The sequence below is a fragment of the Wenzhouxiangella limi genome (assembly GCF_010499265.1).
Taxonomy (GTDB): Bacteria; Pseudomonadota; Gammaproteobacteria; order Xanthomonadales; family Wenzhouxiangellaceae; genus Wenzhouxiangella; species Wenzhouxiangella limi.
In genome coordinates this window covers 83,415-95,691 of record NZ_JAAGSC010000037.1, presented here as the reverse complement: position 1 = coordinate 95,691, position 12,277 = coordinate 83,415, and the positions used below count along the sequence as shown (strand labels likewise).

Sequence of the window (12,277 nt, the reverse complement as noted above, 5' to 3'; positions counted from 1 at the left end):
GACCCGATGGCGCAAACGATGGTGATCAGGTGCTGGAACCTTCGGCTTGCGGCAGCCGGCAAGAGCCCGACTTGAGGTTCCAGTAGTGGGCACCGGCCAGCAGGATGCCGGCAGCCAGGGTCACCAGGCCCATCCACTGGTTGGCGAAATGCAGCGAGGTGGCAACCACCAGCGTCATGAGCACCAGCGATGCCGTGGCCAGCACGGCGGGTCCGACCCGTCGATGGCGAAGCCAGCCGCTCAGCATTGCGGCGATCACCAGCAGCCAGGCGGTGACCAGCAGACCCCACTCCAGCCACAGCAGTTTTTGCCAAAGACCCATTTCCCAGTATTTCCGGTTCATCCACAAAGCCGGGTAGAGGATGAACAGCAGCGATAGCGCGGCGCAATGCACGCCACAACCGGCAGCGACGAACATACCCAGACGGTCGGCCCAGCGCGTATCCAACATGAAACCCCGGAACTTTGTTTTTACGGTAACCTTGTTACAAGGTAACACCTCCCCTGATGCAAATTGGAGTTTCGAACATGATCAAGCGACAAATGCTGGCCCTGGCTATTCCCACGGTCCTGTTGAGCGGTGCGGTGATCGCACAGCTGGACCGGCAGCACGACGCTCACAGCCACGGGACAGCGACCGGCAACCTGTCTCTTGATCAAGGCGATTTGCGCCTGGAGCTGGAAATTCCCGGCATCAACCTTGTCGGCTTTGAGCACGCCCCGAACAACGATGAGCAGACCGCTGCCCTGGATTCAACTGAGAGATTCCTTCGCAGCGCCGACTGGCTGGCTGCTGATTCCCGGGGTGGCTGTGAAATCGCCAGCATCAGTGCGCACAGCCACGGTTTTGGCGAAGACGACGCCAATCAAGCCGATTCCCATGAGCATGACCACGATCAAGGTCACGACCATCATCATGACGGCGGAACTGAGCACGCCGAATTTCATCTGGTGGTGACGATGGAATGTGCAACACCCGATCGCCTGGGCTGGATCGATCTGCGGCTGTTCGAGAACTTTCCCGGCAACGAGGAAATGGTCATCAATGTGCTGACCGACGCCGTGGCCACGCAGGCTCGTCTAACGGCCGGCAACGAGCGCATCGGGCTGGATTAGTGGTAGTCTCGGCGCCCCGATGAGCATGCTGCTAAACATCGAAGATCTGCGTTTTAGCTGGCCGGGGGACACCCGACCGGTGCTGGCGATGGACTCCCTGGCGCTGACTGCGGGCGAAAAAGTATTCATGTTCGGACCCAGTGGGTCGGGGAAATCGACCCTGCTGGCGTTGATCGGCGGTCTGGTCCGTCCACAGGCCGGGCGGATCTTGTTTCAGGCACAGGACCTGACGGCGCTGGGCGGGGCCCGGCGCGATCGCATCCGGGCAGAACATCTGGGCGTGATCTTCCAGCAGTTCAATCTGCTGCCGTGGTTGGACCTGAAGGCTAACGTCATGCTGCCGTGCCGCTTTTCGCGGGCTCGCGCTGCCCGCGCCGGTGATGTGGGGGCGGCAGCGCAGAACCTGCTGGGGGCCATGGGCCTGGACCCTGTCCTGTGGGGCCGACGCGCTGATCGCCTCAGCGTCGGCCAACAGCAGCGGGTCGCCGCCGCCCGGGCGCTGATTGGTCGCCCGGCGCTGATCCTGGCTGATGAGCCGACCTCGGCGCTCGACCATGACCGACGACAGGATTTCCTGGATCTGTTGTTTGGCCAGGTCGAGGCGGCCGGCAGCACCTTGCTGTTCGTGAGCCATGACCGAGAGCTTGCCGGACGCTTTGATCGTGCCGTGGATCTGACTGAACTCAACCAGGCGGGGGTGGCGGCATGAACCTGCTGGGTCTGGCCTGGCGATCGCTGGTCAATCGCCGCTTTGCCGTCATTTTGACCGTGTGCACTATCGCGCTGTCGATCGGTCTGCTCGTGCTGGTCGAGCAGCTTCGAAGCGAGGTTCGTCAGGGTTTTTACCGCTCCGTGTCGGGCGTGGACCTGATCGTGGGCGGGCGCACGGCACCGGTCCAGCTGTTGCTTTACTCGGTGTTCGGCATCGGCGATGCAACCAACGACATTTCCTGGCAAACCTACACCGAACTCGAGGATCTGCCGGAGGTGGAATGGGCGATCCCCATGGCGCTGGGCGATTCTCATCGGAGTTTCCGCGTGCTGGGTACCAGCACGGCGTTTTTCCGGCACTATCGCTTTGGCGACGGGGAGGCGCTGGCATTGGCCAGCGGTCAGGTCTTCGACGACCTGTTCGATGTTGTCGTCGGCGCCCAGGTCGCGCGTCAGCTTGGATATGAAGTTGGCGACCGGATCGTCCTGGCCCACGGTACCGGCAACGTTTCGCTGCAGGGACACGACGACCATCCATTCACCATCACTGGCATTCTCGCACCGACCGGAACGCCGGTCGATCAGCAGCTCTACGTCAGCCTGGCGGCCCACCGCGCCATCCACATCGGCTGGGAGCGCGGCGTACAGATGCCGGGTTCGGCGATCGACCCCGATCGGGCCCGGGCCGAGGCCGAAGCGCTGACCCCCACTTCGGTGACCGCGATCATGCTGGGCCTGACGACGCGGGCTGCCGTTTTCGGCCTGCAGCGTCGGATCAACGAATACCGCGAGGAGGCCTTGAGCGCCATCATGCCCGGCATCACCCTGCAGCAGCTGTGGCGGATTACCGGTCTGGCCGAACAGGTGCTGCGCGTTGTCGCCGGGCTGGTCGTCCTGGCTGGACTGCTCGGCATGCTGACCGTTCTGTTGGCCACCCTGGGCGAGCGCCGGCGGGAAATGGCGATTCTGCGCGCCAATGGCGCCCGACCCTGGCAGATCGCCGGCCTGCTGGTGTTCGAGGCCGGTCTGATCGCCGCCGCGGGTATCGTTCTGGGCGTTTTGCTGGCGATCCTGGTCCAACTCGCAGCCGCACCCTGGCTGTTGGCCAATTTCGGCCTGCACGTCGGTCTGAGCTGGCCGGCGCCGTGGCAGCTTGGCGTCCTCGGGCTGATTTTCCTGGCCGGTCTGCTGGTGGCGCTGGTGCCGGCCCTGATGGCCTACCAGCGAACGCTGGCCGACGGCATGCAGGTCAGGACTTGAACGCGTGACCTGAATCGCTTGTCTGTAGAATCGTGCCCATACAATCAGGAAGCTCAAGGAGCGAAATGATGAATTTCAAAAACCTGGTCGTCCTGGCCGCGGCCGTCGTGGCCCCGCTGCTGGTGCAGGCCGAAGTGCGCGAACTCGAGTGGCTGGAGCTGATGCCGGAAGAGGAGTTCAATTCCTGGCTTGAGGAATCCGAGCAGGTCGATCATTCCGGTTTCGGCTCGCCCGAGCCGTTCCAGTCCTTCCGCACCATGCCCGAACTCGATGGCCTCGAGGCGCGCATCCCTGGTTTCGTGGTGCCGATCGAAACCGACGGCGAGGGGAACCTCAAGGAGTTTTTCCTGGTCCCGTACTTCGGCGCCTGCATCCACGTGCCGCCGCCGCCGGCCAACCAGATCATCTACGGCCGGCTGGAAGAGCCCATCCCCATGGTCAACATCTGGGACGCGTTCTGGATGGAGGGCACGCTCAACATCGAAGACATCTCCAACGATACCGCGGCCTCGGCCTACACCATGGACGTGACCAAACTCGAACTGTACTAATCGCCAAAACAACAAAATCGAATAAAAAAGGAACAATCGTATGCTCAAGCAAATGTTCTGGATTCTCTTGCTGGTGCCCATGCTGGCCTCAGCGCAAGACACCCGACCGCTGTCGGTCGACGTTCTCTGGGAAATGGATCGGGTCGGCTCGCCGGTGGTCTCCCCCGCTGGCGGCGACGTCGTGGTCCCGGTGACCAGCTACGACACTGAGACCGACGAGTCCGAGACGCGGCTGTGGCTGTTGTCGACCGAAGGCGAAGTCCAGCGCCCGCTGACCCAGTCTGGTGCATCGGCCGGTAACCCGGTTTTTGCTCCCGACGGCAAGACCCTGGCCTTTACCGCCCGGCGCGACGAGGACGAAGCCGCCCAGATCTACCTGCTGCCCATGGACGGCCCGGGCGAGGCCACCCGCCTGAGCGAAGTCCCGACCGGCGTGTCTGCGCTCAAGTGGGTGGGCGAACACATCTACTTCATCAGCCGGGTCTGGCCAGACAAGACCTGGCAAGAGATGGCCGAGCAGCGCAAGGCCGACGAAGAGTCGAAGGTCTCGGCCCACCAGTGGAACGCGCTGCCCTATTCGCAGTGGGATCACTGGATCGAGGAGGACCGTCAGGCGCACGTGTTCCGCATACCTGCCGCCGGCGGCGATGTCGAAGCGATCACCCAGCCGCTGGGCCGCGAACTGCCGCGCTCATCCCAGGGCACCGGCAGCTACGACATCCATCCCGACGAGACGCATATCGCCTTTACCTCCAACAGCAGCGAGCAAAGCGTCCATCCGGAAATCGACCTGTTCCTGGCCAGGATCGGCCAGGGCGACGCGCGCAATCTGACCCCGGATAACCCGGCCGGCGACGGTAACCCGATGTTTAGCCCCGATGGTCAGATGCTGGCCTGGGGCAGCCAGGCCATCCCCGGCTTCTACGCCGACACCGTCAACATCATGGTGCTGGATCTTGACAGCGACGAGCGCCGCAACGTGACCGCCGACTGGGATCGCTCACCCGGCGGGCTGGTCTGGGCGGCCGACAGCACCGGCTTTTTCGGCACCGCGGCCGACAACGGCACCACCCGCGTGTTCCACATTGCCCTGGAAGAAGGCCGGGTGCGCGCCATCACCGATCAGACCGACTTCGGCGGCCTGAGCATCGCCGAAGACGGCACCTTGGTCGGCAGCAACCAGAGCTTTCTCTATCCGCCGCGGGTGGTTCGCATCAACGCCGACAACGGCGCGGCGCTGCGGCTCGATACCTTCAACGACGAAGTCCTCGCCAACGTAGATCTGGGCACCTACGAATCGGTGACCTATACCGGCCACAACGGCGCCGACATCCAGATGTGGGTGCACTATCCGCCCGGCTTCGACCCCGACGGCGAATACCCGCTGTTCCTGCTCATCCACGGCGGCCCGCACAGTCCGATCACCGATGGTTTCCACTTCCGCTGGAACGCCCAGACCTTCGCGTCCTGGGGCTACGTGACCGCCTGGCACAACTTCCACGGTTCGCCCGGCTGGGGCCAGGATTTTGCCGACTACATCAACCCCGACTGGATCACCGCGCCCTACAACGACACCGTCGCGGCGGCCGAATGGTTTGCCGACAAGGACTGGATCGATGACGAACGCATGGTCGCCGGCGGCGGCAGCTACGGCGGTTACCTGGCGTCGATCCTGCTGGGCAAGGAACATCCCTTCAACGCCTTGTTGATTCACGCGCCGGTCTACAACATGTACTCGCAAATGGCCGCGGACTTTGCCGTGCACTCCGCCCGCTTCGGTGATTTCTGGGACGAACCGCAGATCTACCGCGATATCTCGCCGCATTATTTTGCCGAAGACTTCGACACGCCGGCGCTGATCATTCACGGCCAGAACGATCTGCGGGTGCCGGTGGGCCAGGCCTTCGAGCTGTTCCGGACCCTGCAGAGCAAGGGCATCGAGTCGCGCCTGATTTACTACCCGGACGAAAACCACTGGATTCTCAAGCCCAACAATTCCGTGTACTGGTACAACGAGGTCCAGCGCTGGATGGAGCAGTTTGCCGAGCCGGGTCCGCGCTGATCTGATCGTGGTTCGGTAGTCGTTTCCGGTATCGACGATGGCGCTGGAAATCGAGCGAAAATTTCTGGTGCGCGGCGATTTTCGGCCGGACGTGGTCAACAGCACCCGTATCCAGCAGGGCTACCTCTGTTCAGCCCCTGAGCGGTGCGTTCGCGTCCGGCTGACCGGAGATCAGGGATTTCTGACGATCAAGGGGGGCACAAGCACGTCCGGTCTGACCCGCTACGAGTGGGAGCATCAGCTGCCTGTCACCGAAGCGCTGGAGTTGCTGTCACTGTGCGAGCCCGGGCGGATCGAAAAGGTTCGTCATCGGGTCGATTTCGCCGGCAAGACCTTTGAGGTCGACGAGTTCGGGGGCGACAACCAGGGCTTGATGATCGCCGAACTGGAACTTGAGTTCGAGGATGAGCCGTTCGAGCGTCCGGGCTGGCTGGGACAGGAAGTCACCGGAGATGCTCGCTACTACAACAGCAGCCTGATTCGAAAGCCCTATCGGGACTGGTGAGAACCACCCTCTGCCTGTCTGGCGAGGCGGCGGAGTTCGGCGAGCATTTCAGTGCCCTTCCGGCGCTGCTCCTGAAGGATTCGGATCTTCTTGCGCAGCTTGCTGGCAGTCTCGACGTCGTGGCATTCGGCCAGTTCCTCTTCCAGCTCCTTTTGCTTTTTGCGCATCTTTTTCAGTATTTTGTGGAGCTTCTCGCGCTTGAGGATGCGTTCGCGCTCTTCCCTGGAAAGGAACTTTCGGAACTTCTCGATCACGGATTGGCTCATGGGGAATCTCCGGTCTGGCGGCCGCTCGCACCGTTTATTTCATTGAGGATGTCGCGGACTTCGTCGGGGCGAAGTTCCAGAGCCTGACGAAGCTCGGCATCGATTTGTTCAAACGGCAGAAAGGTTGCACGCGCCATGGCCAGCAGATTCTTGGCGATCCGATAGCCGTAGGCGGTGTCGTTCATCAGCGAAGTGGCCTGCTCGGCGCTGATTCTGCCCTGTCGGATGAGGTCGTCCAGGCGGCCGTTGTGGACGATGTCGCCGGCCTCGATCTCCGAGTCCAGATCGGCCAGTTCCAGTTCCAGGTCCAGGTCCTCGTCGCCGGCTTCGGCGCGGGCGGCCATCCGATCGAGCTGGTGCAGCAGGTAGCCCAGGTTGCAGCGAATGGCGAGGTATTCAGCCTTCAGGTCACGGTTGTTCGCGGTCAGCGATGGAATCATGTTTTTTTGCAGGTGTTTGGCGTCTTTGACGGCTTCGATCAGGTCCTGGGCGGCGACCCGCAGCATGACCAGTTGTCGAGCGCGGTGCCCCTGGACCGGCAGTCGGGCGAGATAGTCAAGGATCAGGCCGTGCAGCGGCTTGATCTGTTGTCGGTATCGATCGTCCACATCCACAACCCGAATGCGTCTGGGCTCGATGGCCAGCTCGGCGTTGCTGGTTGGCTGCCTGAGCTGGCCGGTTTCGTAGTTGAGTACCTTGGCAATCAGGCTGAAGGCCCGCCGGAACAGTCGCAGCAACTCCCGCCGGGTGGCCTCAAGCGCCGCGGCCGGGGTTTCGAGCATGGTCTCACTGATGAATTTCGGCTCATCCAGAGTAGTGGGCCGAGGTTGCATCTTTGTTTCAAGGAGCTCAACCAGCCGATTGACGAACGGCACCATGATGACGATGCCGGTCAGGTTGAACAGGCTGTGGAACAGCGCAAGTTTTAGCGTGTGATTATCGGAGGCGATCCCCAGCCAGCTACTGACCGTATCTACTGCGCCAAGAAAGGCCTGGATGAAGACAAGCGCGATCAGTCCGGTGGTGACATTGAAGATTACATGCGCGGCCGCCAGTCGTCTTCCGGCGATGTTGGCGCCCCCTGCACCAATCAGCGCGGTGATGGTGGTACCGACGTTTGCTCCGATCGAAAGGGCAAGCGCGTTCTCGTAGCCGATCTGGCCGGCAGACAGTGCGGTGATGGTCAGAATCAGCGTGGCGTGGCTGGACTGCATGACCACCGTCGCGACCATGCCGATCAGGATGTAGAGAAACAGCCCGGGCACGCCGCCGACGGCATACCGGGCCAGATCGATACCCTGCTGATAGGCCTCGAAGCCCTCTTTCATGTAATGGATGCCGAGAAAGAGAAAGCCGATGCCGGCCAGCACGTAGCCGGCTCCCTTCAGCGATCGAGAGCGGTTGAAGATCAGCAGCACGCCGAAGATCAGCAGTGGCATCGCGTAGGCAGAGATATTGACCCGGATGCCAAAGCCGGCCATCAGCCAGGCGCCCGAGGTCGTGCCCAGGTTGGCGCCAAAGATCACTCCGATCCCCTGCCCCAGACCCAGCAGGCCGGCACTCAGGAAGCTGATGGTAATGACAGAAACCAGCGAGCTCGATTGGGTCGCCGTGGTAGCCAGTGCGCCGAACGCCAGGCCTTTCCAGAGTCGGTCGGTGGAGCGCTTGAGCAGATTTTCGAGCACTCCCCCGGTGAAGGTTCGAAAACCCTGCTCAAGAATCAGCATCCCGAACAGGAAGATGGCAATGCCGGCCGCGATTTCGGTCAGCGTGGGACTCGCCAGCAGGGCCCAGCCCAGCAGCGCCATGGCGAAAATCAGCGGTAGCTGCCTGAAGCGCAAGAGATCTCCCCAACGGTCAGGCGATCATGCCAGCCCCGCCTGCCTTGGCAGGCAGAGCGGCCGGGCGCAGACGCGGCGGTGTGACTTTCGCCGCCGCGCCGGAAGGCCGTACCGTTCAGTACTTGATGGTGCAGCCATAAGGTCGGGTGACGGCCTGAGCGACCTCGCGGCCAGCCGCCAGGTCTTCGAGTGCGGTCACCACGTACTGCGTGGCTTCGGGAATATCGGCCGAGTGCCGGCTGGGATTGGAGTCGATGCCGCCCATGTAGCGCAGGATGCCTTCGGGGTCGATGATGTACATGTGCGGGGTGACCCGGGCGTCGTAGGCGCGGCCCATGTCGCCGGACTCGTCCAGTAAGACCGCGCTGGGGTTCGCTTCGCGGCGCGCGGTCAATTCATCGGCCTGCTCCGGACTGACGTGACCCTGCTCCCCGGCGCGCGAGGAGATGACCGTCAGCCACACGGCATCGTGCTCCTCGCGGGCAAGGCGCTGCTGGTCCTGCATGTTGCCGGCGCTGTAGTGCTTGACCACGAACGGACAGTCATGGTTGGTCCACTCCAGCACCACGAGCTGGCCGGCGAAATCGCCCAGCGAATGGACCTGGCCCCGGGTGTCGACGACGCTGAACTCCGGCGCCGGTTCGCCGATCTGGGGAGCCGCAGTCAGCGGGCTGACCAGCCCCAGGGCAACAACAAGGGTGAAAGACTGCAAAAAACGCGATTTCATCGGGATGTCTCCTTGGCGGTTGAGGGAAAAGTCAGAGTGATTCGAGCGCCTGCACGACCAGTCCGGGGGTGAGCACCTGCGGCAGGACCTGCGGCTGACCGCCGTTGCGTGGATAGACCACATACAGGGGTACACCGTTGCGCTCGAAGCGGGCCAGGTATTCAGTGATCAGGGGATCACGCCGGGTCCAGTCGCCTTTCAGGTAGATGACCTCGTGTTCGGCCAGGGCGGTGCGCACGTCGTCGGTGTCGAGAGCGACTCGTTCGTTGACCAGGCAGGTGACGCACCAGTCGGCGGTCATGTTGACCAGCACGGCGTAATTCGGGTCGTCGATCACCTCCTGCAGGCGCGCCGGAGACCAGGGTTCCCACGCGGCCGCTGCGCTGTCGGTCGCTTCTTGCTCCAGCCGCGCCGCGCTGCCCAGCGCTGCCAGCGCGAACAACAGGCTCATCGCCACGCCGACGTGCCGGGCCGTGGCGAGCGTCTGGCCGCGATCCGGGCGGCCGGCCAGCCATAGCGCGAAGGCCAGCGCGACCATGCCGGCCAGCACCAGGGCCAGGCCGTTGGCGTCGGTCTGGCGGGCCAGGACCCACAGCAGCCAGACCGCGGCCAGGTACAGCGGAAAAGCCATCGCCTGGCGGAACGTTTCCATCCATAGTCCCGGTCTGGGCAATCGATCTCCCAGCCCGGGCCAGAAACTCAAGACCAGCATCGGTAGCGCGAGGCCGAAACCCAGCACCAGAAAGACGCCCATCGCCTGCGGCCACGGCAAAATGATCGCCACGCCCAGCGCAGTGCCCATGAAAGGTGCGGTGCACGGGCTGGCCACCACGCAAGCCAGCACGCCGGTAAAAAACGAGCCGCCCAGGCCTGATCGCCGGGCCAGGTTTTCGCCGGCGCCCATCGAACCCGTGCCGAAGGTATACACCCCGGACAGACCCAGTCCCATGGCAAAAAAGAGATAGGCCAGCGCACCGACAAACCAGGGCGACTGGAGCTGAAAGCCCCAGCCCAGGGCCTCGCCGCCGGCGCGCAGGATCAGCAGGACGCCGGCCAGGATGGCGAAGCTCAGGACCACACCGGCGGTATAGGCCAGGCCGTGACGTCGCTGGTCATGCCCGGCGCCTGCGGCCAGGCTCAGGGCCTTGATCGAAAGCACCGGAAACACGCACGGCATCAGATTAAGCAACACACCGCCGGCCAGCGCCATTAGCAGCACCAGGGCGAAGTTGGGCGACGCTGTGGCGGGGATGGCCGCCGCCGTGCTCGCCAGATTCCCGGCTTGTGCCTCCAGCGCAAGCGCCGTGCCGGTTTCCGCGTGCACCAGTACGAAGGGCAGCGTGTCGGGCGCAGCGGTGAAATAGGTCGACAAGGGCTGGCTGAGCTGGACCAGGCCGTCGCTCACGGTGATGAAGGTGTCTCCGGCATGGTCGACCAGATTTTCTGTGGCCGGAAAGAACGCCCAGCCGTCGACTGGGAGTGGCCGTGTCGCTTCGGTCTGGACGCTCAGCTGGCCGCCCTCGGTACTGAACCGGGCCGGCCAGTCGACGATCTCGGGTCGACGCGCGTCAGCCCAGGCAAACAGTTCGCGGGTCGCCGGGTCGGGGGCCGGCGCGGCGGCGACGATCGGCAGTTCCAGCCTGAGGTCGGCGTCTCCGGGAATGCACTCGACCCGGCATACCAGCCAATCGGCGTAAAGATCGAGGACGAAAGTCTGCCCCGGAACCAGATCGGACGGTACTTCGACCGTGACCGGCAGCAGGTGCTCGCCTTCATAGCCGAAGTTGACCAGGTGACCGATTGGCAGGCGATCCGGGTAGGGCCAGTCGACTGTCGAGATCGTCGAGTCCGGGGGTGCGGTCCATTCCAGTTCGATCGGCAGGCCGGAGTCGCCCGGGTTGATCCAGTAAGTATGCCAGCCCTGCTCGGGCAGCATGCGTAACCCGACGCGGACAGTGCTGCCGGGCTGGACCGCGAGATGTTCTGCGACCAGCTCGACCTCGATGTGATCGCGCTGAACCGGGCCTTTCTCTGGCCCGTTCCCGGCCGCGATGATCGGCAGCAGAAGTAACAGGCCCATCAGCAGCCGCTGCACCGACGCGATTATGCGCAAGCGCTGCATTCGCAAGCGTCTTGCTATCGGGTCTTGCCGCCGAACAAGGTCAGCAGCAGCCCGACGACGGCGGCCGCCGCGCCGCCGATCAGCTGCCAGGTGGTTTCGTCGCTGTACTGGCCGGTGACCAGTTCCTGCGCCTGTTCGCCCAGCCCCTCGGTGGCCTGCCAGCCAAAGTAGACCAGGCCACAACCGACGATTAAGAGGGCGATGCCCAGCAGTCTCCAGATACTCATGATGGTGTTCCTTTGCCGGTCGTGGGTAGGCTTGCAGTTTACTAGTGCTGACAGCGCGGGCAGAAAAAGGTGCTGCGCTGGCCGATCACCACGCGTCGAAGCGGCTGCGCGCAGTTGCTGCAGGCCAGGCCCTCACGGCCGTAGGCCTGCAGCGATTGGCCGAAATAGCCCGGCGTGCCGTCGCCGACGGTAAAGTCGCGCAGGCTGGTGCCGCCGACCTCGATGGCCTGGGCAAGGATGCGTCGGATCGCCTCAGCCAGGCGCTGGTAGCGCTGCCGGCCGATCCGTCCGGCGGCCCGGCCCGGATGAATCCCGGCCAGGAACAGCGACTCACAGGCGTAGATGTTGCCGACGCCGACAACAACCCGCCCGTCCATGATGAAGGATTTCACCGGCGCCCGGCGGCCGCGCGAAAGCCGCCAGAGATACTCTCCGTCGAAAGCCTCGTCAAACGGCTCAGGGCCCAGGCCGGCCAGGCGCGGATGGGTGAGCGGGTCGGCTTCGGTCCACAGCAGCGCGCCGAAACGGCGCGGATCGGTGTAGCGAATCAGGTGGCCTTGCGCGATCTGCACGTCGATATGGTCGTGCGGGCCCGGCTTTGGCGCCTCCAGCCAGCCGCGAAAGGAGCCGGACATGCCCAGGTGCCAGAGCAGACTACCGCGCTCCAGCCGCCAGATCAGCCACTTGGCGCGCCGTTCTATGGCGAGTACCGGCTGATCATGCAGGCTCAGGACGGCTTGCGGTACCGGCCAGCGCAGCTGCGGCTGGCGCACCGTGACCGACTGGATGCGGCCACCAGCGGCCAGCGGTGAGAGACCGCGACGGGTGGTTTCGACTTCAGGCAGCTCGGGCATTCATGTGATTATGCCCGAGCTGCCTGCCCGGCAGA

At 63.7% G+C, this 12,277-nt stretch carries 13 protein-coding genes; 6 read left to right on the top strand and 7 right to left on the bottom strand.

The window, feature by feature from the left end; translation table 11 throughout:
- Nucleotides 1-25 precede the first annotated feature (25 nt).
- Nucleotides 26-451 carry a MerC domain-containing protein gene (locus tag G3I74_RS05340; RefSeq protein WP_164210549.1) on the bottom strand — a complete coding sequence of 142 codons (426 nt, stop codon included), beginning with the start codon at nucleotides 449-451 and terminating at the stop codon, nucleotides 26-28.
- Nucleotides 452-528: 77 nt separating this feature from the next.
- On the opposite strand from G3I74_RS05340, the gene G3I74_RS05335 reads away from it, so the two are divergent.
- The 6 genes from G3I74_RS05335 to G3I74_RS05310 all read left to right on the top strand — a co-directional run bounded on the left by G3I74_RS05335 (nucleotide 529) and on the right by G3I74_RS05310 (nucleotide 6,205).
- Nucleotides 529-1,116 carry a ZrgA family zinc uptake protein gene (locus tag G3I74_RS05335; protein ID WP_164210548.1) on the top strand — a complete coding sequence of 196 codons (588 nt, stop codon included), beginning with the start codon at nucleotides 529-531 and terminating at the stop codon, nucleotides 1,114-1,116.
- Nucleotides 1,117-1,135: 19 nt separating this feature from the next.
- Complete coding sequence (locus G3I74_RS05330; protein WP_164210547.1) at nucleotides 1,136-1,825, top strand: ABC transporter ATP-binding protein; 690 nt, start codon at nucleotides 1,136-1,138, stop codon at nucleotides 1,823-1,825.
- Nucleotides 1,822-3,087: an ABC transporter permease gene (locus tag G3I74_RS05325; RefSeq protein ID WP_164210546.1), complete on the top strand. Its 1,266-nt coding sequence runs from the start codon at nucleotides 1,822-1,824 to the stop codon at nucleotides 3,085-3,087. The genes G3I74_RS05330 and G3I74_RS05325 overlap by 4 nt, the downstream gene beginning before the upstream one ends.
- 68 nt (nucleotides 3,088-3,155) lie before the next feature.
- Nucleotides 3,156-3,638, top strand: a complete 483-nt coding sequence (locus tag G3I74_RS05320) for a DUF3299 domain-containing protein (protein ID WP_164210545.1) — start codon at nucleotides 3,156-3,158, stop codon at nucleotides 3,636-3,638.
- Nucleotides 3,639-3,678: 40 nt separating this feature from the next.
- On the top strand, nucleotides 3,679-5,700 hold the full coding sequence (locus G3I74_RS05315) for a S9 family peptidase (RefSeq protein ID WP_164210544.1): 2,022 nt from the start codon (nucleotides 3,679-3,681) through the stop codon (nucleotides 5,698-5,700).
- Between the two features lie 37 nt (nucleotides 5,701-5,737).
- On the top strand, nucleotides 5,738-6,205 hold the full coding sequence (locus tag G3I74_RS05310) for a CYTH domain-containing protein (protein ID WP_164210543.1): 468 nt from the start codon (nucleotides 5,738-5,740) through the stop codon (nucleotides 6,203-6,205).
- Here the strand turns inward: G3I74_RS05310 and G3I74_RS05305 are convergent.
- The 6 genes from G3I74_RS05305 to mutM all read right to left on the bottom strand — a co-directional run bounded on the left by G3I74_RS05305 (nucleotide 6,190) and on the right by mutM (nucleotide 12,242).
- Nucleotides 6,190-6,471, bottom strand: a complete 282-nt coding sequence (locus tag G3I74_RS05305) for a hypothetical protein (protein WP_164210542.1) — start codon at nucleotides 6,469-6,471, stop codon at nucleotides 6,190-6,192. The genes G3I74_RS05310 and G3I74_RS05305 overlap by 16 nt on opposite strands.
- Nucleotides 6,468-8,312, bottom strand: a complete 1,845-nt coding sequence (locus G3I74_RS05300; protein ID WP_164210541.1) for a Na/Pi cotransporter family protein — start codon at nucleotides 8,310-8,312, stop codon at nucleotides 6,468-6,470. The genes G3I74_RS05305 and G3I74_RS05300 overlap by 4 nt, the downstream gene beginning before the upstream one ends.
- A gap of 115 nt (nucleotides 8,313-8,427) precedes the next feature.
- On the bottom strand, nucleotides 8,428-9,039 hold the full coding sequence (locus G3I74_RS05295) for a thioredoxin family protein (protein ID WP_164210540.1): 612 nt from the start codon (nucleotides 9,037-9,039) through the stop codon (nucleotides 8,428-8,430).
- 31 nt (nucleotides 9,040-9,070) lie between these two features.
- On the bottom strand, nucleotides 9,071-11,119 hold the full coding sequence (locus G3I74_RS05290) for a protein-disulfide reductase DsbD family protein (RefSeq protein WP_203594565.1): 2,049 nt from the start codon (nucleotides 11,117-11,119) through the stop codon (nucleotides 9,071-9,073).
- Between the two features lie 56 nt (nucleotides 11,120-11,175).
- Nucleotides 11,176-11,388 carry a DUF3185 family protein gene (locus G3I74_RS05285; RefSeq protein ID WP_164210538.1) on the bottom strand — a complete coding sequence of 71 codons (213 nt, stop codon included), beginning with the start codon at nucleotides 11,386-11,388 and terminating at the stop codon, nucleotides 11,176-11,178.
- A gap of 41 nt (nucleotides 11,389-11,429) precedes the next feature.
- A complete protein-coding gene (gene mutM / locus G3I74_RS05280; protein WP_164210537.1) occupies nucleotides 11,430-12,242 on the bottom strand; it encodes a bifunctional DNA-formamidopyrimidine glycosylase/DNA-(apurinic or apyrimidinic site) lyase in 813 nt (270 codons plus the stop codon).
- Nucleotides 12,243-12,277 lie beyond the last annotated feature (35 nt).

Excerpts from the sequence above, each read along its gene's own strand:
- G3I74_RS05340 (WP_164210549.1), bottom strand. The coding sequence starts at position 451 with ATGTTGGATACGCGCTGGGCCGACCGTCTGGGTATGTTCGTCGCTGCC.
- G3I74_RS05325 (WP_164210546.1), top strand. The coding sequence starts at position 1,822 with ATGAACCTGCTGGGTCTGGCCTGGCGATCGCTGGTCAATCGCCGCTTT.
- G3I74_RS05315 (WP_164210544.1), top strand. The coding sequence starts at position 3,679 with ATGCTCAAGCAAATGTTCTGGATTCTCTTGCTGGTGCCCATGCTGGCC.
- G3I74_RS05335 (WP_164210548.1), top strand. The coding sequence starts at position 529 with ATGATCAAGCGACAAATGCTGGCCCTGGCTATTCCCACGGTCCTGTTG.
- G3I74_RS05295 (WP_164210540.1), bottom strand. The coding sequence starts at position 9,039 with ATGAAATCGCGTTTTTTGCAGTCTTTCACCCTTGTTGTTGCCCTGGGG.
- G3I74_RS05305 (WP_164210542.1), bottom strand. The coding sequence starts at position 6,471 with ATGAGCCAATCCGTGATCGAGAAGTTCCGAAAGTTCCTTTCCAGGGAA.
- G3I74_RS05330 (WP_164210547.1), top strand. The coding sequence starts at position 1,136 with ATGAGCATGCTGCTAAACATCGAAGATCTGCGTTTTAGCTGGCCGGGG.
- G3I74_RS05290 (WP_203594565.1), bottom strand. The coding sequence starts at position 11,119 with ATGGGCCTGTTACTTCTGCTGCCGATCATCGCGGCCGGGAACGGGCCA.
- G3I74_RS05310 (WP_164210543.1), top strand. The coding sequence starts at position 5,738 with ATGGCGCTGGAAATCGAGCGAAAATTTCTGGTGCGCGGCGATTTTCGG.
- G3I74_RS05285 (WP_164210538.1), bottom strand. The coding sequence starts at position 11,388 with ATGAGTATCTGGAGACTGCTGGGCATCGCCCTCTTAATCGTCGGTTGT.
- G3I74_RS05320 (WP_164210545.1), top strand. The coding sequence starts at position 3,156 with ATGAATTTCAAAAACCTGGTCGTCCTGGCCGCGGCCGTCGTGGCCCCG.
- mutM (WP_164210537.1), bottom strand. The coding sequence starts at position 12,242 with ATGCCCGAGCTGCCTGAAGTCGAAACCACCCGTCGCGGTCTCTCACCG.